14 protein-coding genes and 3 pseudogenes are annotated in these 21,113 nt (G+C 67.9%); 9 read left to right on the top strand and 8 right to left on the bottom strand.

Translation table 11 applies throughout. From position 1 onward, the window contains the following. The first annotated feature begins 21 nt into the window (after positions 1–21). The 3 genes from AS97_RS34340 (at position 22) to AS97_RS34330 (ending at position 3,288) form a co-directional block, all read left to right on the top strand. Positions 22–1,308 carry an MFS transporter gene (locus AS97_RS34340; RefSeq protein WP_201724393.1) on the top strand — a complete coding sequence of 429 codons (1,287 nt, stop codon included), beginning with the start codon at positions 22–24 and terminating at the stop codon, positions 1,306–1,308. 4 nt (positions 1,309–1,312) lie between these two features. Further along, on the top strand, positions 1,313–2,254 hold the full coding sequence (locus AS97_RS34335; RefSeq protein WP_086706182.1) for a TauD/TfdA family dioxygenase: 942 nt from the start codon (positions 1,313–1,315) through the stop codon (positions 2,252–2,254). Positions 2,255–2,367: 113 nt separating this feature from the next. Continuing rightward, on the top strand, positions 2,368–3,288 hold the full coding sequence (locus tag AS97_RS34330; protein WP_260613004.1) for a TauD/TfdA family dioxygenase: 921 nt from the start codon (positions 2,368–2,370) through the stop codon (positions 3,286–3,288). A gap of 80 nt (positions 3,289–3,368) precedes the next feature. Here AS97_RS34330 and AS97_RS34325 read toward each other — a convergent pair whose 3' ends face one another. From AS97_RS34325 to AS97_RS34315, 3 genes are all read right to left on the bottom strand, one after another. After that, positions 3,369–4,040: a methyltransferase domain-containing protein gene (locus tag AS97_RS34325; protein ID WP_201724394.1), complete on the bottom strand. Its 672-nt coding sequence runs from the start codon at positions 4,038–4,040 to the stop codon at positions 3,369–3,371. A gap of 77 nt (positions 4,041–4,117) precedes the next feature. Then, positions 4,118–6,613 (bottom strand): ABC transporter permease, encoded by a 2,496-nt coding sequence (locus tag AS97_RS34320; protein ID WP_210566214.1) that lies wholly within the window; start codon positions 6,611–6,613, stop codon positions 4,118–4,120. Then, positions 6,607–7,341, bottom strand: a complete 735-nt coding sequence (locus tag AS97_RS34315; RefSeq protein ID WP_086706218.1) for an ABC transporter ATP-binding protein — start codon at positions 7,339–7,341, stop codon at positions 6,607–6,609. The genes AS97_RS34320 and AS97_RS34315 overlap by 7 nt, the downstream gene beginning before the upstream one ends. A gap of 218 nt (positions 7,342–7,559) precedes the next feature. On the opposite strand from AS97_RS34315, the gene AS97_RS34310 reads away from it, so the two are divergent. The 3 genes from AS97_RS34310 (at position 7,560) to AS97_RS34295 (ending at position 11,071) form a co-directional block, all read left to right on the top strand. Beyond that, complete coding sequence (locus tag AS97_RS34310) at positions 7,560–8,336, top strand: alpha/beta fold hydrolase (protein ID WP_086706185.1); 777 nt, start codon at positions 7,560–7,562, stop codon at positions 8,334–8,336. Positions 8,337–9,125: 789 nt separating this feature from the next. Next, positions 9,126–10,415, top strand: coding sequence for a sensor domain-containing protein (locus AS97_RS34300; protein WP_210566213.1), 1,290 nt, complete (start codon positions 9,126–9,128; stop codon positions 10,413–10,415). An 11-nt stretch (positions 10,416–10,426) separates the two neighbouring features. After that, complete coding sequence (locus AS97_RS34295) at positions 10,427–11,071, top strand: response regulator transcription factor (RefSeq protein ID WP_086706188.1); 645 nt, start codon at positions 10,427–10,429, stop codon at positions 11,069–11,071. 17 nt (positions 11,072–11,088) lie between these two features. On the opposite strand, the gene AS97_RS34290 is transcribed toward AS97_RS34295, so the two are convergent. Next, positions 11,089–12,081, bottom strand: a complete 993-nt coding sequence (locus AS97_RS34290) for a helix-turn-helix transcriptional regulator (RefSeq protein WP_236669557.1) — start codon at positions 12,079–12,081, stop codon at positions 11,089–11,091. Positions 12,082–12,467: 386 nt separating this feature from the next. After that, positions 12,468–13,231: pseudogene (locus AS97_RS47815) on the bottom strand (integrase core domain-containing protein); the annotation flags it as partial. 455 nt (positions 13,232–13,686) lie between these two features. Here AS97_RS47815 and AS97_RS34280 point away from each other — a divergent pair. Beyond that, a complete protein-coding gene (locus tag AS97_RS34280) occupies positions 13,687–14,178 on the top strand; it encodes a helix-turn-helix transcriptional regulator (RefSeq protein WP_086706190.1) in 492 nt (163 codons plus the stop codon). A gap of 203 nt (positions 14,179–14,381) precedes the next feature. Here the strand turns inward: AS97_RS34280 and AS97_RS34275 are convergent. Next, positions 14,382–14,864 (bottom strand): annotated as a pseudogene (locus AS97_RS34275) (transposase); the annotation flags it as partial. A 115-nt stretch (positions 14,865–14,979) separates the two neighbouring features. On the opposite strand from AS97_RS34275, the pseudogene AS97_RS34270 reads away from it, so the two are divergent. Then, a pseudogene (locus AS97_RS34270) lies at positions 14,980–15,785 on the top strand (IS5 family transposase). Between the two features lie 119 nt (positions 15,786–15,904). Here the strand turns inward: AS97_RS34270 and AS97_RS34265 are convergent. After that, positions 15,905–17,329, bottom strand: coding sequence for an amino acid permease (locus AS97_RS34265; RefSeq protein ID WP_210566212.1), 1,425 nt, complete (start codon positions 17,327–17,329; stop codon positions 15,905–15,907). Between the two features lie 422 nt (positions 17,330–17,751). Continuing rightward, positions 17,752–19,644 (bottom strand): amidohydrolase, encoded by a 1,893-nt coding sequence (locus tag AS97_RS34260; RefSeq protein ID WP_210566211.1) that lies wholly within the window; start codon positions 19,642–19,644, stop codon positions 17,752–17,754. A gap of 977 nt (positions 19,645–20,621) precedes the next feature. Between AS97_RS34260 and AS97_RS47810 the strand changes: the two genes are divergently transcribed. Then, positions 20,622–21,068 carry a hypothetical protein gene (locus AS97_RS47810; protein ID WP_247204573.1) on the top strand — a complete coding sequence of 149 codons (447 nt, stop codon included), beginning with the start codon at positions 20,622–20,624 and terminating at the stop codon, positions 21,066–21,068. The last annotated feature ends 45 nt before the right edge of the window (positions 21,069–21,113 follow it).

The following is a 21,113-nucleotide window of genomic DNA, read 5'->3' as shown; positions in this document are numbered from 1 at the left end:
GCCGGCGAACCGCCTCGACCGGTGGCGGACGCGGGGGACACGAAGAAACAGGCCGGTGTCCCCCTGCGCCGGCAGCGAGACTTCGTGCTGCTGTGGAGCGGCGCGGGACTCACCCTGCTGGGGGCCCGCGCCGGTTCCGTGGCCTACCCGCTGCTGCTGATCTGGTCGACCGGGTCCGCGTCGGCGGCGGCTGTGGCGGGCTTCGCCGCGCAGCTTCCGCAGCTGCTCGTCCAGCTGCCCGCCGGAGCGCTGGTCGACCGCTGGGACCGCAGACGGCTGATGATCGGTTGCAGCGCGGGCTGTGCCGTGAGCGCGACGAGCGTCCTGGTGGCCGTGGCGTGCGGGCAGGTGTGGCTGGCCCACCTGGCGGTCGCCGCCTTTGTCGAGGGCTCCCTCATGGTCTGCTACCGGCTCGCCGAGCGGGCCGGCGTCCGCCATGTGGTGCCACCGGGGCAACTGACGGCCGCGCTCGCCGGGAACGAGGCGCGCGGCCGGGCCGCGGGGATCATCGGGCAGCCCGTGGGCAGCGGCACGTTCACGCTGGCGCGCTGGGCGCCGTTCGGGGTGGCCGCCGTGGCGCACGTGTGCGCGCTGGTCGCCGTCCTGCTCATCAGGAAGCCGTTCCAGGACGAACCGGTGGACCGGCCGCGCCGGTTCGTCCCTGAGATCGCCGAGGGGGTGCGCTGGCTGTGGCGGCAGGTCTTCCTGCGGCAGACAACGCTGCTCATCTCCGGCAGCAACGTGATCTTCCAAGCGCTCACCCTGCTGCCCGCCCTCGTCCTGTACGAGGAGGGCGCCTCCGCCGCGACGGTCGGTGTGATCGCCGCTGTCAGCGGGGTGGGCGGAGCCTGCGGAGCGCTCTGCGGGGGCTGGTTCGCGCGGCGGTTCCGGCTGTCCGCGATGGTCCGCCTGGGCTTCGCCGGGTGGGCCCTGCTGGTGCCGTGCCTCGCGCTGACGCGCTCGCCGCTGGTCCTCGGCATGCTCCTCGCCGGAGTGAACTTCGCCGGCGGAGCGATCAATGTCGCGGGCGGCGTCTACCAGGTGCGGATCACCCCCGACGCGCTACAAGGACGCGTCAACAGTGTGCTTCAGCTCATCGGTTCGGGCGCCAACTCGCTGGGTGTGCTGGCCGGTGGCCTGCTGCTCGATGCGTCCGGAGCCGCCGGCACGGCCCTGGGCTTGGGCGCGGCGATGGCTCTACTGGCCCTCACCGCCGCCCTGTCGCCCACGGTCCGGCGGGGCGAAACCGCCGTCGGGCCCTTCGAGAAGTCCGTTTGTCACCACGAATCCACCATGAAGAAGGAGTAGACGCATGAACACGGCAAGCACCTGGTCTCCGCTGGAGATCACCCCGGAGAGCGCCGGCGTGGAGGCGTCCCCGGAGGGGCTGCTCAAGGTCGTCGGTGACAGTGGCACCATCGACGCCCGGCTCATCGCGGAGAAGGCCCTCGTCTTCCGGCGCTTTCACCTGACCCCGGAGGCGCTCGAGCCCGTCATGTCCGAACTGCTGCCCGCGCGGCTCGCCTACGTGCACGGCAACTCGCCCCGCACGAAGGTCGGCCAGAACGTCTACACGTCCACGGAATACCCGCAGGAGTTCACCATCTCGATGCACAACGAGATGTCGTACTCCCACCAGTGGCCGGCGCGTCTGTTGTTCTTCTGCGAGAAGGCCGCGGAGACCGGTGGCGCGACGCCGGTGACGGACGCCGCGCTCTGGCTGGAGTCCCTCGACGACGAGGTCCGCGAGGCCTTCGCGCAGGGAGTCTGTTACCGGCAGAACCTCCACGACGGCTACGGACTGGGCAAGAGCTGGCAGGACACGTTCGAGACCACCGACCGCGGTCAGGCCGAGGCCTTCCTCGAAGGCACTGGTGCGACGTGGGAGTGGCGGCCCGACGGCACCCTGCGGATCAGCCAGGTACGCCCGGCCACCGCGAAGCACCCGGTGACCGGCGCCGAGGTGTGGTTCAACCAGTCAGACCAGTGGCACCCGGTCGGCCTGGGAGGCGACACGGCCGCCGCGCTGGCGCAGATCCTTCCGCCGGAGGAGCTGCCCCAGTCGGTGACCTTCGCCGACGGGTCGTCGATCCCGGACGAGTACGTCATCCAGGTGCGAGACCGGGCTTTGGAGGCGGCGGTGGACGTCGACTGGCGCACCGGTGACCTGCTGCTCATCGACAACATGCTCGTGGCGCACGGCCGTCGCCCGTTCACGGGCACCCGCCGGGTGCTGGTGGCGATGTCCGACTGACGCCTGACCGCGCAGGGCCGCCACCACGGCCATCCACTCTTCCCCGACCCTCTTCGCTCCGGAAGGAGCCGATGCACGTGACCAGCCCTTCCACCGCGGCCGCGACCGGGCTGCTGCCCCGCCTCTACACAGCCCCGGACCAGGCCGCTCCGGTCGGCCAGTTCCTCACCCGCAACCGCACGGAGATCCGTGCCGCTCTCGTTGAGCGGGGAGCCGTGCTCCTGCGTGGCTTCGCCGTGGGGGGCGTGGACGGCTTCGACGCCTCGGTACACGCGCTGTCCGGGACGCCGCCCCTGACGTATGCGGAGCGCTCCTCGCCGCGCAGCACCATCAAGGGGCAGGTGTACACCTCGACGGACTACCCGGCCGACGAGGAGATCTTCCTGCACAACGAGAACTCGTACCAGGCGGTCTGGCCGCAGACGCTGTACTTCTATTGCATCGAACCGCCGACCACGCTGGGGGCCACGCCGCTCGCGGACATTCGTCAGGTGTACCGGGCCATCGAGCCGGAGGTGCGCGAGGAGTTCCGGCGCCGGGGCTGGCGGGTGGTCCGCAACTTCCACCCGGACTTCGGTGTCCCGTGGCAGAAGGCGTTCAACACCGACGACCGGGACGCCGTCGCCGCGTACTGCCGCGGCAAGGGCATAGACGTCGAGTGGACCGACGGCGGCCTGCGCACCACAGCGGTCCGGGACGCCGTCCACGTTCACCCGGTGACGGGAGAGCCGGTGTGGTTCAATCACATCACGTTCTTCCACGTCAGCACGCTCGGCCCGGACGTCCGTGCGGGACTTCAGGAGATCTTCGCTCCGGAGGACCTGCCGACCAACTCCTACTACGGCGACGGCGCGCCGATCCCCGATGACGTCGTGGCGCATCTGCGGCAGTGCTACCGGGACGCCAGCACCCGCTTCGACTGGCAGCGGGACGACATCCTGGTGGTCGACAACATGCTCGCCGCCCATGCCCGGGAGCCGTTCACAGGCCCCCGCCGGATCGCCGTGGCGATGGCCGAGCCCTCCGCGGGCTGACCCGCGCCGCCCGCCCCCGAGCTCCCCGCACTGGTGCCCTTCGGTACGGGGAGCTCGGTCGTGTCCGGACCCTGGTGCGATCACCGGCCGGCGCTCAGCACCCCGGCCGAGCACGAGCACTCGCGGTCCGTCCGCCGGGACGGAGCGGGAGCGCGCAGCGGGGCGATGACCCGCGGGCGTCGGCCGTGGTAGACGAGTGCCGGTGGCAGATTGCCCCACACCGTGCGGCCGGTGACCACCTCCTCGAAGGTCACGCCAAGCATCCGGCGGAACCGTAAGGCGGGGGCGAGCCGGATCGCGTGGACGTACCCGAACGTCGTGAACGCGCCCTCCCGCTTCAGGGTTTGGCTGACCGCCAGGAGCGTCTCTTGCTGGATACCGCGCGGGAACGACGCCCAGGGCAGGCCGCTGACGATCACATCCGCCTTGCCGTGGCCTCTCTCCGCGATCAACTGCGGTAGTTTCGAGGCATCCGCGTTGATCACATCGACTCCCGAGAAGCGCCCGCGCAGCGTGTCAGCGAGACGGGGGTTGATCTCCACGGCCAGATGATGGCCCCTTCCGCCCAGGAGTTCCTGGATGGCGCTAGTGAACGCCCCCGTACCGGGGCCGAGTTCCACCACCACCGGATCGCCGAGCTCCGGGATCGGAGTGGTGACCGCGACGGCGAGTCTGCGAGAGCTCGGTGCTACGGCCCCGATGCGCAGGGGAGCCCGCAGGAACTCGCGGAGCAGGGTACTGGTGTCACTCATCACAGCTCGAGGACCTTCTCTGGGTCGTGGCGGGAAAGAGGTGGGGCCAGGGGGCCAAGGGAGGGGCAGGTGGCGTGTCACTCACGCATCCCCGCCAGCTCGACCGGCCTCGTGCGCAGTGCCACGAACGCCGGCACGACGGCGGCCACCGCGGCCAGCACGGCACTCGCGGTCGCCACCGCACCGATGGCCTCCCAGGGCACGACCAGCGGTGACCAGACGGCGAGCAGCCCCAGTGCACCCCAGACGCCGAGCAGGTTGAGGCCGGACACGGCGGCGCCGAGGACACTGCCCACGGCCACGACCACCAGCGCCTCCACCGCGACAAGACGGAGCACCTGCGGTTTGGTCGCCCCGGTGAGACGGAGCACCGCCAGGTCGCGGACCCGGTCGGACGTGGCCATCACCAGCGTGTTCGCCAGGGCGATACCCGTGTACACGAGGGCGATCCCGAGGATCATGAGCAGCCCCAGGCGAGTGTTCTCGCTGGAGCGCGGATAGTTCTCCGACGCCCAGGCGTCCTTCGTCAGGACCTGAGTACCCGTTGCCCGGCCCGCCTCGCGCAGCCGCGCCTCGACAGCGGCCCTGTCGGCGCCGTCGCGGAGCCTGATGTCCACGCGGTCGATAGCCGCGCCGGCGGCGTTGTGCGGTGTCACGTACACGCCGTTGCTTCCGGTGCCGACGCGGAGCACGGCCGCGATGCGCAGCGACACCTTGCGGCCGTCGCCGAGCCATACGGCGACTCGCTGTCCGACGGTCCGCGTCTGCCACTCCTCGTTGACGATGATGCTCTGGTCGTCGAGGTCGGTCACCCGGCCCGAAACCACCGGCAGCGCGGACACGGCGGCGAGGTCCGCCGGTTCCACGGCCCTGGCCTCGGACCTCACGAGGGCGACGCCTTCCTCAAGCACACTCACAGCGGTGGAACGGGAGGCGCCGGCCACGGTGCCGGGGATGCCCTCTGCCCGCTGCGTGAACTGTGCCGGTAGCGAGCCGTCCTCGCCCTCCGCGACCGCCACGTAGTCGGCGGTCGTCTGAGCCCTGGCCTCGGTGGCCTTGGCCTCGTTGATGGTGGCCGTCGTTCCCATCAGCGAGGCGGCCAGTGCGACCGTGATGATGACGGGGGCGGCCACGGCGGCCGTCCGGCGCACGCTGGTGCCGGCGTTCTGTCGCGCCAGCATCCCGGTGGCGCCGGGAAGCTGGGCGGGCAGCCAGGTCATGAGGCGGGTGAGCGGCCGCACCAGCACGGGTGCGAACAGTGCGAATCCGACGATCAGCAGCATCGGCTGGGTGATGTACGTCTTTCTCTTGAGTACGTCCCCGGGCTCGGTGACGAGCGCCCAGCACAGCAGCCCAATGCCGGTCAGCAGGACCCCGGCCCCCAGCAGCCAGCGACTCAGGGGCATGGCCCGGCTGTCGACGGCGGCGTCGCGCAGCGCCTCGGTGGGCCCGACCTTCCCCGCCCGGTGCGACGAGACCACCACACCGGCCATGGCTACGCCCAGGCCCAGCCAGAAGGCCGTGTGCAGCGGCCAGGTCTGGTCGCCGATGGCGAACCAGGACGGCGCGATCCCGACGTCGACCATCCACGCGGTGAGCCGGGGTGCCCCGGCCTGCCCCAGCCAGCAGCCGGCTGCCGAGGCCAGTACACCGATGACGAGAGCTTCGGCGAAGACCATCCGCCGTACCTGGCGAGGAGTGGCGCCCGCCGTGCGGAGCAGGCCGAACTCGCGCCTGCGCTGGGCCACGGCGAAGGAGAACGTGGAGGCCACCACGAAGACCGAGACGAAGCCGGTGATAGCCGCGGCCGTACCGAGGAGCGCGTTGACCGAGATCAGTGCCTCGCTGTCCCGGTCGGGATCAGGGTCGGCCCGGCGCCGGTCGTCGCCGGTGAGGACCACCATCCCGGACTCGGTCCCGACCGCCTTGCGTACCGCGGCGGCGTCCGCGTACGCCACCACCGCGTCGACGCGCGGGGAGAGCCTGGCGGCTTCCGAGTCGGTGAAGAACGCCGCGGTCTCGAAGTCCCTGGCCCCCACCGTTCCGACGACCGTACGGCTGCTGGGTCCGTCCGGCGTGGTGACCCTGACGCGGTCGCCGAGCCGCACGTCGGCCCCGGGACCGGCGGTGACGACGATCTCCTGGGATGCCTCGGGGGCCCGGCCGCCGGTGAGCCGGTACGGGGTTGCCGCCGTGACCGACCACGGGTGCCCGACCGTTCCCTCGCCGCCGCCGTCCAGCCGGGTGTCCGCGACCGTGACGGAGAACGAGCGGTCCTCGACCGTGCGGCCGAGTTCTCGGAGCCTGGCGGACAGGCTTTCCGGAACGGCCTTGGGGTCGGCAAGGCGCTGCGTACGCTCGCCGATCGGCGTACGCACCCGCAGCGTGTCCGACGCCTGGACCACTGCCGGAGCCGCGGCGAAGCGTTCCGGTCCGCGCTCGGGGGCCTGGAAGGTGGCCGCCAGCGCGAGGCCGGTGGCGGCCATGAGAGCCACGCCCAGGGCCAGGGCGACGAAGGATCCGACGAACGTGACCCAGCGGGCCCGCATGCCGTTGAGGGCGAGGCTCAGCACGGGACCACCGACAGCTGGGTCATGCGCGAGGCAACCTGCTCGGCGGACGGGGCGTGCAACTCGTCGTGCACCTGGCCGTCCGCCAGGAACAGCACCCGGTCCGCGTACGAGGCGGCGACCGGATCGTGCGTCACCATGATCACGGTCTGGCCCCGGTCGACCATGCCGCGCAGCAGGGCCAGGACCTCCCGGCTGGTCTGGGAATCCAGGGCGCCGGTCGGCTCGTCGCCGAAGAGCACCTCCGGGCGGGTGACGATGGCCCTGGCCAGGGCCACGCGCTGCTGCTGGCCGCCGGACATCTCGCTGGGCCGGTGGCCGGCCCGTTCACGGAGCCCCACCTGCTCGAGGACGCCGAGGACGGTCGACCGCTTCGGGCGGCGGCCTGCGAGGCGCAACGGGAGCGCCACGTTCTGCTCCGCCGTGAGGGAGGGCAACAGGTTGAACGCCTGGAACACGAAGCCGATCCGGCCACGCCGCAACAGCGTCAGCTTGGTTTCGCTGAGCTTTGTCAGGTCCGTGTCGCCCAGCATCACGGCGCCGCTCGTGGGCCGGTCGAGCCCGGCGGTGCACTGGAGCAGAGTCGACTTGCCGGAGCCGGAGGGGCCCATGACAGCGGTGAAGGTGCCCTTGGGAATGGTGAGACTCACTCTGTCCAGTGCGGTCACGGCACCCGCTCCGGTTCCGAAGGACCGAGTGACAGAACTGAGCCGGACGGCTGCTTGATTCATGGTGACCACTCAACTCCTTGCGAACGCCAACCACATCGCAGCGAAGCGGAATTCTGGTGGTGGAGATAGCTCCACCCTGTCGTGGGCGCCTCGCGCCGACCCCGCGAACAGCCGCATGGGAGGGGCAGGAAGCTGCGGTCGGCAGGACCTGCCCGGGCTGGGGCGGTATACGCACGCGAGCACGGCGGATCATGTCCGAGGAACATGTTTCCGGGAGCATGCGCACGCAGGGGAGAGGGGCGGGTGTCGTGGCCGTCATCGACGCGAACTACAGGAGCCGGTGGTTCAGGAGGTATCCGGGCCGCCCGAGCAGGGTTCGTCTGGTCTGTCTTCCCCACGCCGGAGGCACGGCGACCCTGTTCCACGGTTGGGCTGAGCGGCTGCCCCACGACGTCGAGATGCTCGCCGTCCAGTATCCGGGGCGGCAGGAGCGGTTCGCCGAGCCCTGCATAGAGGACATGGCGGAGCTGGCCACCCGGATCACCGAGGCACTCGAACCCGAACTCGCGGGGCCCTTGGTCCTGTTCGGGCACAGCCTCGGAGCGGCCGTCGCCTACGAGGTGGCCCGACGCATCGAGGCACGGCATGGGAGCGTGCCGCGCCGTGTCCTGGTGTCGGGGCGGGGAGCGCCGCACACCGAGCGGGGCGGCGCGCTTCACCTGCTGGACGACGAACGACTCATCGCCTCGGCGAGACGCCTCGGCGATCTGGGGTCGTCCGCCTACGACAACCCGGATCTCCGGCCGTTGCTACTTCCGTCCCTGCGTGGTGACTACCGGCTGATCGAGCGGTACCGGCCCGGACACCCGGCCCCGCTGCGGGCACCGGTCACCGCCCTCGGCGGCGACCGGGACCCGGGATGCGCGGTCGCCGCACTGGAGTCCTGGGCCGAGCTCACCACGTCCGAGTTCGAGTGTCAGGTCTTCGCGGGAGACCACTTCTACCTGGTCCCAGCGGAGAACGAGCTCGTGGAGTTCGTGTCCCGGTACCTGTGAGCCTGCCACGTCGCAGCGCGCCGAACACCGGTAGCGTGGTGATGAGGAGTACGAGTATCGAAGCCCCGGCAGCCATGCCGGGGCCGCCCCATTCCTGCCACGAGGCCCCCGCCAGCAGGCCGAGCGACACGAAGGCCGGGCCCCAGAGAAGGCCGCCGAGGAGCGACCAGGCCAGGAAGCGGCGCAGCGGAACATGTGCCGTGCCGCACACGAGCGGGACGAACGCCCTGAGGGCCATATTGAACCGCCCGAGCACAACCGCCCTGCCGCTGTATCGGCGGACGACCCCGGCGAACGTCCCGCAGCGGTGCGAGGCCACCACACGCGGGAGCAGCCGGGCCGTCACCCCCGCGCCGCACTTCCGGCCGACGGCGTAGCCGAGCAGATTCCCCGCCAGGGAGCCGAACACCGCCCCGGCGAGCACGCCGGCGACCGGCAGCACCCCACGGTGGGCGAGCACGCCGCCGGTCACCAGAGCGGTCTGGGAGGGGAGAAGCATGCCCACCACCGGCAATGCCGGTTCCAGCGCGGGCAGAAGAAACACCAGGGACAGTGCCCACCAGACAGGCATGGCCGACAACTCGTCTTCGAGCCAGGCCATCGCGGTCCCTTCAGACGGACGATCCCGCGTCACGCGGTGAGGGCGACGTCTGCCCCCGTCTTCAGGAGACTCGATCGGCCCTGGCCGGCGCATTGCAACTGGGCCGCCTCCTGCGGTGAGCCAGCCCCCACTCATAGGTAGAGCTAGCTGGGTGGTCACCCTCGGTACGGACCGCTTACAGTGCGCTCATGCATCCGCCTACTGTCTGGCAGGCGCTCCAGTCGCCTCGCTACGTCCTCAGCAGCTGGCCGTGGAGAGCGGCGCTCTATCTGCTGAGCAGCGTGGCGGTCGGCGTGACCGCCTTCACCTGGCTGCTTCTGCTGGCGGTCGCCGGGAGCCTGCTGGCGGTGGCGTTGATCGGCATTCCGCTGTTGCTCATGCTCGCGCTGTCGGGTATCCCATTGGCCGCTCTCGAACGCCGGAGACTGCTGCTCATCGACTCCACCGTCCTGGTCAGCCCGCACCGTGAACCGGAAGGCACGGGCCCGATGGCCTGGGCGCGCATCCGCTTCAAGGAGCAGTCGACCTGGCGGGAGTTGGGGTACGGGGTGCTGTTCGCCTGCGTGCTGTGGCCTCTGGAAGGACTCGCCGTGGGAACGGTGATCACGGTGTGCGGCGGCCTGCTGAGCACCCCGTTCGTCATGTTCATGGCCGGCGGCGGCGAAGAGGCCCGGGTTCTCAAGATCTGGATGGCCGACTCGTATCCGGAAGCGTTCGGTGCGGCGTTCGCCGGAGCGGTGCTGCTGCCGCTGCTCGCTTATCCACTGGGCGCTGTGGCCGCCGGGCGGGCCGTGCTGACCCGGCAGCTGCTTTACTGCGGGGACGCTGGCCTCGACTCCCGCATACAGGAGCTCGGCCGTTCCCGGATGCGCCTGGTGGACGCCTTCGAGGCCGAGCGCCGCAGGATCGAACGCGACCTTCACGACGGCGCGCAGCAGCGGCTCGTCGCGCTGTCGATGACGCTCGGCCTGGCCCGGCTGGAGAGTCCGGGCGAGCCGCTCAACAGCCTTCTCGCCAAGGCACACGACGAGGCGGGGACGGCGCTGGTGGAGATAAGGGAACTGATCCGGGGCATCCACCCCCAGGTACTCACCGACCGAGGGCTGCAGGCCGCGGTCGAGGATGCGGCCGACCGGTCGGCAGTGCCTGTGGAGGTGGATTTCGACCTGCCGGGCAGACTGCACGAATCGGTCGAGACCGCCGTGTACTTCGCGGTGTGCGAGGCACTGGCGAACGTGGCCAAGCACAGCGGAGCGACCCGCGCGGGCGTACGGGGCACGCTGGAGTCGGGCACGCTGGTCGTGGAGGTCGTGGACGACGGTGTCGGCGGTGCGGACACGGCGGGCGGCACCGGCCTCCAGGGCGTGGCCGATCGCATCTCGGTGCTCGACGGCCACCTGCTAATGTCCAGTCCGCCCGGCGGCCCCACCATCTTCCGCCTGCGGGTCCCCTGTACTTCTGTCGGCTCCCCCGCCTGAACGAGGATCTGATGTTACGTATCGTGTTGGCCGAGGACAGTGTGCTGTTGCGCGAGGGGCTCGTCAGCCTCCTCGAACGCTTCGGCCACAAAGTCGTGGCTGGTGCCGGCAACGCGCAGGAGCTGACCGAGGCGGTCGCGGAGCATCGGCCGGACATCGTGGTGACGGATGTGCGCATGCCGCCCGGTTTCACGGACGAGGGGTTGCGGGCCGCGATCGAGCTGCGGCAGCGGGAGCCTGCGTTGGCCATCCTCGTCCTCAGCCAGTACGTCCAGCGTTCCTACGCCGAGGAACTGCTCGACTCCTCGGACGGAACGAGCGTCGGCTACCTGCTCAAGGAGCGGATCGGACATGTCGAGGAGTTCGTCGACGCTGTCCAGCGGGTCGCCGCGGGAGCCACGGTGGTGGACCCGGAAGTGGTCCGGCAACTGCTCCGCCACCGCCGTGACCCCCTGTCGAGGCTCACCGTTCGTGAGCAGGAAGTGCTCGCGCTCATGGCGGAGGGACGGTCCAACGCCTCGGTCGCCGAGGCGCTGCACGTCAGCGAGGGAACGGTCAGCAAGCACTTCGGCAGCATTCTGACGAAGCTGGATCTCTCGCTGACCGATGCCACGAACCGCCGGGTTCTGGCGGTGCTCGCGTACCTGCGGGGCTAGTTTCAGGGCGCGCCTCGTCAGGGTCTGAGCCAGCCTTGCTGAGAGGCGAGGGCACCCAGCTGAAAACGGCTTCGGGCGCCGAGCCGTTGCATGAGTTCTGCGGTGATTCGTCGGCAGGTACGAACAGAGACACCGAGTTTTCGAGCTATTACTTCGTCGGTGAGCCCGCCGGCGAGCAGACCGAGTATCGCACTTTCCTGATCGCCTAGGTCTCCATCGGTGTTCCGGGAACGAGGCTTTCCGAATCCGGAACCCTGCTGCCACAATAGATCGAAGAGCGACTGCAGAGCAGCGACCGGCCCTGAACTGGTCAACAGGAAAACGTCTCTGTCCGCGGCATTGGGGTCGGCGGGGATAATTGCGGTACGCCTGTCCCATATGATCATCCGCATAGGTAAGTGGGGGACGGTTCTGACCTGTCCGCCATTTTCTCCGATCCATTCCGCATATTCCGTTGTCGGTCGGTCGTTCCGGATGCTATCCAAGTATATGTACCGGACCTGGACCGAGCGTTCGAGCAGCATGAGGTCGAGTGGCCGGGCCGCGTGGAGACTGTTCTCCGACTGCGCGCCGTGGGGTACGAAGACCTCGATCTCCTCGGTGCAGTCATGGCTATGCCGCTCTATGCATGCCTGTATCTCATCCAGGCCATGAACGATCTTGATGGCCTGTGGGCCCTGTCTGGCCTCCTCCTCTCGGTAGTCGGAGATGAGACGGGCAACCGCCAGCTTGCCCTCCGATAGGTTCTTCTGAAGCTTCTGAAGTTTCATTTCCTGGGATTGGAGAAGAATTCTGAGGCTGACCTCGGGGTCTACCAGGCGCAAGTTTCCAAAACTTTCTCTGGATGGGCGCACCAGCGCAAGTTCGGCTAATTCTTCAAGCGCTGCCGATGCTCGGCCAGGCGCCCAGTCAAGGGTGTTTGCGATCTCTTGGAGATCCGCTCGCGGGGCCTTCAGCATTGCGCGGTAAAGGTCATTGGCGTCTGGGGTCAGTCCGATTTTCTTGAGCAAGGTTATCCAACTCCCGTGCTAGGCAGCTTCCTGTCACAGCAGGGCCGTGACAGTTCTCCTGCTGGCCTCTGTGTGCTGTCCTGTGTGAGAATGAAAGAGTTCGTCTGGGTTGAGGGGGTGGAGGAGAGATGATGATCCTGGGTAATACCTGGGGTTCGTAACTTGAGAGCTGTCTCGCTCAAATATTCAAGGAGGAAATTCATGTACAAGGAGAGCGTTTGTGATGACTGCTGCCGTGGAGACTGTCTGCATGAACGTGATGTCGGCTGGAACGGCGAGTGCGAGTGAGAGAGAAACGCGATCAGTTCTGGGCCCAGGTGCATCGGTTACCGGGGAGCATCAGTGGTTCGTAGGGTGTGTGCCGCTCGAAAAGTCGTCGCTGCACGTCATGCCGCATATCCGTACTCGTTGCTGAGGGCGCTGAGGATCCGGGTGCGCTCGACTTTGTGGGTGTGGGGGTCATGCGCTGCGGCGGGTTCTTGAGCGTCGGGTGGTTGGTGGGGTCGGTGCTCGTTTTAGTGCCGTTCGTAGGCCGCAAGGACGTGACGGGCATGGGTCTCGGTCATGATCAGGACATGGTCCAGGGCTTCGCGTCGGATGCTGCCGATGATGCGTTCGCAGTGCGCGTTCACGCGGGGAGCTTGTGGCGCACTTTTGAGGATCTCCATGTCCTCGGCCTGGAAGACGGCGTCGAATGCCTCGCCGTACTTGCCATCGCGGTCGCGCAGCAAGAAGCGCAGGGACCCTATGCGTATGCCCAGGTCGGCGGTGAGATTCCTTGCCTGCTGCGCCGCCCAGTCCCATGTCGGGCGGGCGGTGACCCCGGTGATGTGCAGCTGCCGGGTGCCATGCTCGAGGAACACCAGCCCGTACAGCCGCCTACCGAAGGCGGTGTCGACGACCGCAGCATGCAGGATCTCCCAGACGGTCGAGGCGGCGATCCGATGCCCGAGTCGGGCCAACTCACCATGGATCCGCCTGTGCCCCCACCGCAGGTTCTCCCTGGCCACCGCAGAACGAGCGTCGTGACCGCTGCCGGGGTGGGTTGGCGTCCGGTGCGCCGACGCGCGGGGCGGTCCCACTTCGCGGCGATGAACCTACGGTGCCAGTCGAGCAGGGGGCCGGGGGCGACAGGGAAAACCTCGCGCCAGTGCCCCGGGCACTCCCTCGAGGAAGCGGAGCGGGGGAAGCGCCACCACCGCGCCGACCCACTCCATGGCTTCGAGAGGCGAGACATCCGGCCCGATCGCGAAGTCGATGCTGATCTCCCCCCAATGACTGTCCAGATCGCGACGGTTGCCCATCCGGCGTTGGGAAGTCGTGCGGGGTGGCATCGAAGGTCACTATCCCTTCCATCCTACCAAAATCCGAATACGAGTTCGATTTAATGAACGTGCATGGATCATGATGGACTCTTCGCTACTTGCCTCCTGGAAGCGCTTTGCGGCTCAGCGGTCACTTTGGGGCACGGAGCGTTGTGCGCGCGTGGCCCACTCTGCCCCCCTCTTCCGGGTTCGTCAACTGGGAGTGATTTCCTCCCTGGTAAAATTCATCGTCAGTTCATTGATTTGTGGTGCACCGTGAGAGCGAGTATGTGGCGGGGCGATGGCTGATTCCGCTCGTGCGGACGAGCCGGTGGCTAAGGCGGAAGGTACGTTTGCCGCCAGGCTGAACGGCCTCTTCGAAACCGTTCACCCGTCTGACAGGGGTCCGTGGAACAACGCCGAGGTTGCCAGAGCCATCGGCGTCTCGCCGACCTACATCGGCCATCTTCGTAAGGGGAAGAGCGACAATCCGACGCTTGCTCAGATGACTGCGCTTGCCGAATTCTTCGGTGTGCCGGTGAAGTACTTCGTGGATGACGGCAAAGGGGAGAAGGTCCGCGAGGACGTTGCCCTGCTCCAAGCCCTCAAAGAGGTCGGCGCGCGTCAGGTGGCGCTGCGGACCGTTGTGCAGACCGCTGCTGAACTGCCCGTAGACGCACTGAAGTCGCTCGTCCCGGTACTTCAGCACCTCAAGAAGGCCCAGCGCGGCGGCCGTGGGCGGATGCCGTCGCGCCGCGCCGACGAGTCGGAGTCGGATGGGGCCACTTACTGACTTTGTTGGTGTGATGTCGTGGCTGACAAGCGGTGGTTGCTGCGGTAGGCCGGTTGCACGAGGTATCCGCAAGGGGGCGGGCTGACCCCGGAGCGACGGGCGTTTCGCGAGCGCATCCGGATACGGGCAGCTGAACTATTCGCCCTGGGACACGACAACGTCACGGTCGCCAAGCAGTTACGTGTCAGCGTGCGGTCGGTACAGCGGTCGTCCGTCCATGACGTGGGCAGATACAAGCGGCGGTCGATCAGCGTGCGTCCACGATTCGTTGCGTAGGCGAGGAACACACCGATCTGACTGTTCTCGGTGCGTCCGGCGGTGCCGGAATACTGCCTTTGCACGCCGGCCGAGCGGATGCCCTTCTTGAGGAAGCCGGTGTCATCGACGATCAGACCGGCATCCCGGTCTCCGAGGTGTTCGACGACGTAGTCACGTACGTCGTCCAGGGCCTCGTCGGCGTCCCACTCGATCCGGTTCAGCAAACGGTGGATGCGGTCGGGCCCCGTGTGTCCGGCTTCTTCCGCGAGCGTCCAGCCGTTCTTCCGTTCCAGCGGAGCAATCAGCCCCCGCATATCGGCCAGCGCCGACTGACGTGGCTCCTCCCGGTTGAACCGGTGCACGAACCGCTCGTGCACCGCACTCAGTTCTCCGGCCCACAACCTGACATCAGCAAGGTCCCCACCCATAACCGGACCAACGACTGAGCTGGCCAGCAGTCACGGCAAGCACCGTTGCAGTATTAGAGCTTGTCTCACGTGGCGTCGGGGTGATGCGGCATGATTCCTTGCCATGAGTGTTGGCTTGTCGCAGCGGTTGGTTCCGGACGCACTCTGGTCTCTGGTTGCTCCCTTGCTGCCGTCGTTCTCGTCGCGTCCGCAGGGAGGCGGGACGGCTCCGGTTGACGAGCGGGCCGTGTTCACGGCTGTGGTGTACGTGCTGACCAGTGGTTGCGCGTGGCGGCACCTGCCCGAGGCATTCGGTGTCTCGCCGGCCACCGCGCATCGCCGGTTCTCCGCGTGGACCAGAGCCGGGCTGTGGCGGCGGCTGCACCAGGCCGTTCTGGACGAACTCGGCGCCCGTGGTGAGCTGGACTGGACCTCGGCCATCGTGGACGCGGCCTCCGTCCGTGCGAAAAAGGGGGATCGCTGACCGGGCGCAATCCGGTCGACCGGGGCAAGAAGGGCAGCAAACTCCACGTCCTGTCCGACGCACAGGGCATACCTCTTGCGCTCGGCGTGTCCGGTGCCAACGTTCACGACAGCCACGCGCTGCTGCCGCTGGTCCTGGGCATCCCCGCCTTCCGTTCACGACGCGGCTCTCGAAGGCGCCGCCCCGGCAGACTCCGTGCCGACAAGGCGTACCACTCCGCCGATCGGCTGGCCTGACTGCGCAGTCGTGGCATCATCCCGCGCATCGCCCGGCCCGGCATCGAGTCCGGCCAGCGTCTCGGACGGCACCGCTGGAAGATCGAACGGTCGATCTCCTGGCTCTTCGGCTACCGCCGCCTGACCGTCCGATACGAGCGAAAAGGCAGCCACTTCCTGGCCTTCCTCGGACTCGCGGCAGCCTTGACCTGCTATAAAAAGCTCGCAAAACTCGCCACGTGAGACAAGCTCTTAGCGAGGAGGGCTTCTTCCATCTCTGCATTGTGGGGCGCTTGGCGATGCGCTCACAGACCAGAGCTCGTCATCGAGGCCGCACGGCCCGGAACGCGTCCCATGGGCGATTACGCGGTCTTCCGGCGCCGGCGCTGCAGCACCAGGCCGAGGACCAGGACCAGCGCCCCGACCACGACGGAGATGACCATCTGCTCGCGGCCGTCCTTGTCGTAGAACATGTAGCCGATGACGAAGAGGATCAGCCCGATCGTCGCGTACGTCAGATACGGGAACAGCCACATCTTCACCGTGTGCCGCTCCGGCATCTCCCGCTCGATGATCCGGCGCATGCGCAGCTGCGAGCAGCAGATCACCAGCCAGACGAAGAGGGCGACCGCGCCGGAGGAGTTCAGGAGGAAGGTGAAAACCGTCTCCTTGTTGGTGTAGTTGAAGATCACCGCTACGAAGCCGAAGGCGACGGAGGCCCAGATCGCCGTCGACGGGACGCCGCGCTTGTTCGTACGGGCGAAAACCGCCGGCGCGTCGCCGCGCTTGCCGAGGGAGAAGGCCATGCGGGAGGCGGTGTAGAGGCCCGAGTTGAGGCAGGAGAGCACCGCCGTGACGATGATCACGTCCATGATGGTGCCGGCGTGCGGGATGCCGATCTCGTTCAGCGCCGCGACGTAGGAGCCCTGGTCCGCCAGCTTCTTGGAGTCCCAGGGGAGCAGGGTGACCACCAGGGCCATCGAACCCAGGTAGAAGAGGCCGATGCGCCAGATGACGCTGTTCGTGGCGCGGCTGACCATCTTGGCCGGCTCCGCCGACTCCCCCGCGGCGAGCGTGACGATCTCGCTGCCCATGAAGGAGAAGACCACCAGCAGCATGCCGGAGAGGATCGCGCCGGGGCCGTTGGGCAGGATGCCGCCCTGGCCGGTCAGGTTCTCCGTGCCGGGTGCCGCCATGTCGGTGCCGGGCAGCAGGCCGAGGACGGCGAGGCCCGCGATGACGATGAAGGCGCCGATCGCGACCACCTTGATGCCCGCGAACCAGAACTCGAATTCGCCGTACGAGCCCACCGAGGCGAGGTTGATGACGGTCAGGATCACCATCACCAGCAGCGCCCAGGCCCACTGCGGGACCGCGGGTATCCAGCCGGTGAGGATCTGCGCGGCGGCTGTCGCCTCGACGGCGAGGACCACGACCCAGAAGAACCAGTACAGCCAGCCGATGGTGAAGCCGGCCCAGCGGCCCAGGGCCCGGTCCGCGTACTCCGAGAACGAGCCGGAGGCGGGGCTGGCCGCCGCCATCTCCCCGAGCATCCGCATCACGAGGACGACCAGCAGGCCCGCAAGGGCGTAGCTGATCAGGATGCCGGGACCGGCCTTGGCGATCCCGGCGCTGGAACCGACGAACAAGCCAGCACCGATCACACCGCCGATCGCGATCATCGACAGATGGCGGTTCTTCAGCCCGGCCTTCAGGCCGGACTCCGGCAAGATACCGGGCGACTCACCTGCCACTGCCCCGGTCTGTCGATCTTGGCGAGTATCCATGTAACAAGTGCTCCTTACAGCTCTTTGTCTGGTGGTAGAGGGGCACGGCACCGCGCTGAGCAGAGTCAGGGGCTGGGTGCCGCGTTGCCTTATGAGATGCGTGGCCGTCGTCGGGTGTGTGGAGCTCGGCTGTTCGGCACGCCGTGTGCCATGCGGCACGCGCAGAGCTGTGGGCTGACGGCCCGGGGGGGGGACATGCATGGAAGGGAAGTCCAGCAGGGGCGGGACGCCAAGCGGTTCGCACGGGGCGAAGAGGAGGCACGGATCGCGCCGGAGCTACGCGTCTTCGCAGATGTGGTGGTGCCGGACCTGGCCGGAGGGTGGCAGCCAGGCATTGGCCTCGCGGGGATCGCCGGGGAGGCCGGAAGCCATCGGACGTGCAGGTCGTGCAGGTGAAGGCCGAGCTGGCAACGGGGTTGGGCTCAGAACGTCTCGCCGGTCAGCAGGAATTCCTCCGGACCGCCTTCTCGCCCGCCGGACGGCATGGTTGCCTCGCGTCCCTTGGTCGAGGGACGCTCCTTCTTCGGACGGCTGTAGACGTGCTTGCCGCCCACGTAGGTCTCGTTGACCCGCACGCCCTGCAGATGGTCGGGGCGAACCTTGAAGATGTCGTGGGACAGCACGAGGAAGTCCGCGTACTTGCCTGCCTCCAGCGAGCCCTTCACGTCCTCCTGGTGGGTCTGGTAGGCACCGGCGATCGTGTAGGCGCGGATCGAATCCTCGAGGCTGAGGCGCTCCTCCGAATAGGCGTAGCGCTTGCCGCTGCGGCCGCGCCGCGTGACGGACGTGTAGAGCCCGAGCATCGGCCCAGTCGGGATGACGTCAGCGGAATTGGCGAAGGTGACGCCGCGCTCAAGCAGCTTGCCGGCCGGTGCCACATTCTCCCGCACGACGGGCCACAGGTAGTTGTCGTACAGCCCCTCCAAAGACCAAATGAAGTTGGTCTGCTGGACAACACCGATGCCGTACTGGGCCATGCGGTCGTAGTACTCGTCCGGCAGCGGCACCTCCAGGTGCATGAGGTGATGGCGGATGTCGAGGCCCGGCCGCTCGGAGAGCACCTTGGCGAACGCATCAATGACGATCCCTTCGCCACCGTCACCTGCGGTGTGCACACCGACCGTCCAGCCCTCGTCCGTCGCGCGACTGAACATGCGGAGAAATTCCTCAGGAGTGAGGTGGAGACTCCCACGGAACTCTCCGTCACCCACCCCCTTGTACGGCAAGGTCAGACGGGCGTCGGGGCCGGTGAACCCGCCGTCGGCGAACACCTTGAGCGCGACGGCGCGCAACCGATCATCGCCTTCGAACGGCTTGACGCCGTCGGGCGTATCCGTTGTACAGGTGACGTAATAGCTGGCGCGAGGCAGGTCGGTGCCCACCTCGTCGTAGATTGCACGCCACTTCTTGAACTCGCCCACACTGCCCGCCGCCTGTGTGAAACTGGTGATGCCCAGGCGCAGGTACGCCTTCAGCCCGGCGATCGTCCCCTTCCGATCTTCCTCGGGCGTCAGGCTCGGGACATGCCGACGGACCAGGTCCGCGGCCGCCTCGACGAGGACGCCGGTCGGCACGCCGTCCTTGTCACGCTCGATCCGGCCGCCCTTCGGATCGGGCGTGTCCTTGTCCACACCGGCGAGTTTGAGGGCGCGGCTGTTGGCAACTGCACTGTGGCCCCCTTGGCGAACCAGGTACACCGGGTTGTCAGGCGCCCCCTCGTCGAGGTCCTGCCTGTTGGGTTTACGCCCTTCGTCGAAGATTGTCTCGTCGTAACCAGACCCTGTGATCCATTCACCCTTGCCGAGGTCCCCTGCCTTCGCGGCGAGCAGCTCCCGGATCGTCTTGATTGAGGTGGCAGCTTGGAGGTCACCGATCGCTCGGTGGCTGAACGTGCGGGCGTGCGAGTGAGCGTCGTTGAAGCCGGGCAGTACGGTCTGCCCACGCAAGTCGATCTCTTGCTTGCCGGTGAAGCGCTTCCGTAGGACCTCGTCGGATCCGACAGCGACGATAAGGCCGTTGTGCACCGCCATCGCCTGCTCGATCGAGAACTGCTCATCGACCGTGACCAGTTTGCCGTTGAACAGCAGCAGATCGACCGGTTCGGGACTGTGCCACGAGTCCGGCGTGTCCCACTCGCGGTCGTCCTTTCCCTGCTTCTTGCCCGTTACGGCCGGTGCACTGGTTGCTGCACCAGCCATGTCACTCGCCGCGGCGGCCCCGCCAAGTGCGCCACTTGCGACGACACCAGAAGCACCCGCCGTAACCGCAGCGCCTAGGTGCAGCACCTTTCGGCGGGACATCTCGTTGTCCATCATTGCCTTCCTGAACGACTCGGCTGTGTCTATTCCGCTGCACGCTGTGCTGTGCATCACGTGCGTCAGTGGTCGCAACCTAGGCGCCCTCAGACGAGGCGAATAGTTTTCAGGATGTATAATTTTTCGTTGCCTGTTGTCCTAACCGGCGCATGCAAGGACGCTCTCGTCCCGCCCTCGACATGGTCGTAGAGCCCTGAGGTTCACCTGACCTGTCGGCAACGACTGAATGTGGGCTCTGGATCACTTTCCGTGCTTCGGTGACGGAGGGTCACCGGATCTGTGAGCGTGAGCGGTCGTGCTCGATGGGGTGCTGGATGAGCTGTGGGTCCCGCAACTGGACGATGCCGTGGTCGAAGGACTTGACGTCAGCGGCGAGTTGGTGGTCGTACGGGCCCGTTGCTGTGTGCCGGGAAGAGCCTGTCCGGACTGCGCGGCGGTGCTGACACGCCGTCTTCACAGTCGGTACGTGCGGCGTGTTGCGGACGGTGCGGTCGCCGACCGACCGCTGATGGTCGAGTTACGGTGCGGAGCTTCCGTTGCCTCAACCTGGCATGCGTGCACGCGAACCTTCGTCGAGCAGGCGCCGGGGCTGACGTTCTGCCACGGGCGCCGCAGCAGCCGACTGCAGAGCGTGCCGCGGACGCTCGCCTTGCTGCTGGCCGGACGGGCCGGCGCCCGGCCAGCGCAGGCGATGACACTGCGGGTCAGCAGGTCCACGCCGCTTCGGCTCATACGCGCCTTGCCCGACCCGGTGGCCGTGACCCCGAAGGTGCTGGACGTCGACGAGTTCGCGCTGTGCAAGGGGCGCGTCTACGCCACGCTCCTGGTCGACATCGCCGGCCGCAGACCGGTCGACCTCCTGCCCGACGCCCGCGCCGGCACGCTCGCCGCCTGGCTGCAGGCCAACCCAGGTGTCGAGGTGATCTGCCGGAACCGGGCCGGTGCCTGCGCAGAGGGCGAGCGCACCGGGCCACCGGATGCGATGCACGTCGCCGATCGCTGGCATCCTCAACGAGAGCCGCAAGCCGCATCACCTGGAGCGCGACCGGTTCTTCGGCGGCGAGGAGCAGCTGGCCGAGCAGATCTGCACGGTGGTCGCCGAGGCCGGCTTCAGCTGCCGGGTGGGGGCCGCCGACACCCTGTTCGCCGCCGCGTTGGCGGCCCGCCGCGGACTGCTGGTGCCGGACGGGGCCACGCCGGAGTTCCTGGCCGGCGACTCGGTGTCGGTGCTGGGGCTGCCGCATCTGGCCGCGTTGTTGAACCGGCTCGGCCTGACCGCGCTGGGCGCGTTCGCTGCGCTGCCCATCTCGCCTTCGTCGCCGCCGACCTCAACGACCGCCCCCGCAAGACCCTTGGATGGCAAACCCCGGCCGCCCTCTTCGCTAAGCCCGTCACAACACTGGAGTGATCGCGTGTTGCAATGATCATTGGAATCCGTCGGCCTGCAAGTGGTCGCCGTCGAAAAGGGG

The organism is Streptomyces sp. AgN23 (assembly GCF_001598115.1).
Classification (GTDB): domain Bacteria; phylum Actinomycetota; class Actinomycetes; order Streptomycetales; family Streptomycetaceae; genus Streptomyces; species Streptomyces antimycoticus.
Note: the sequence above shows the minus strand (reverse complement) of the source record. Positions and strands in the feature narration are given on the sequence as shown.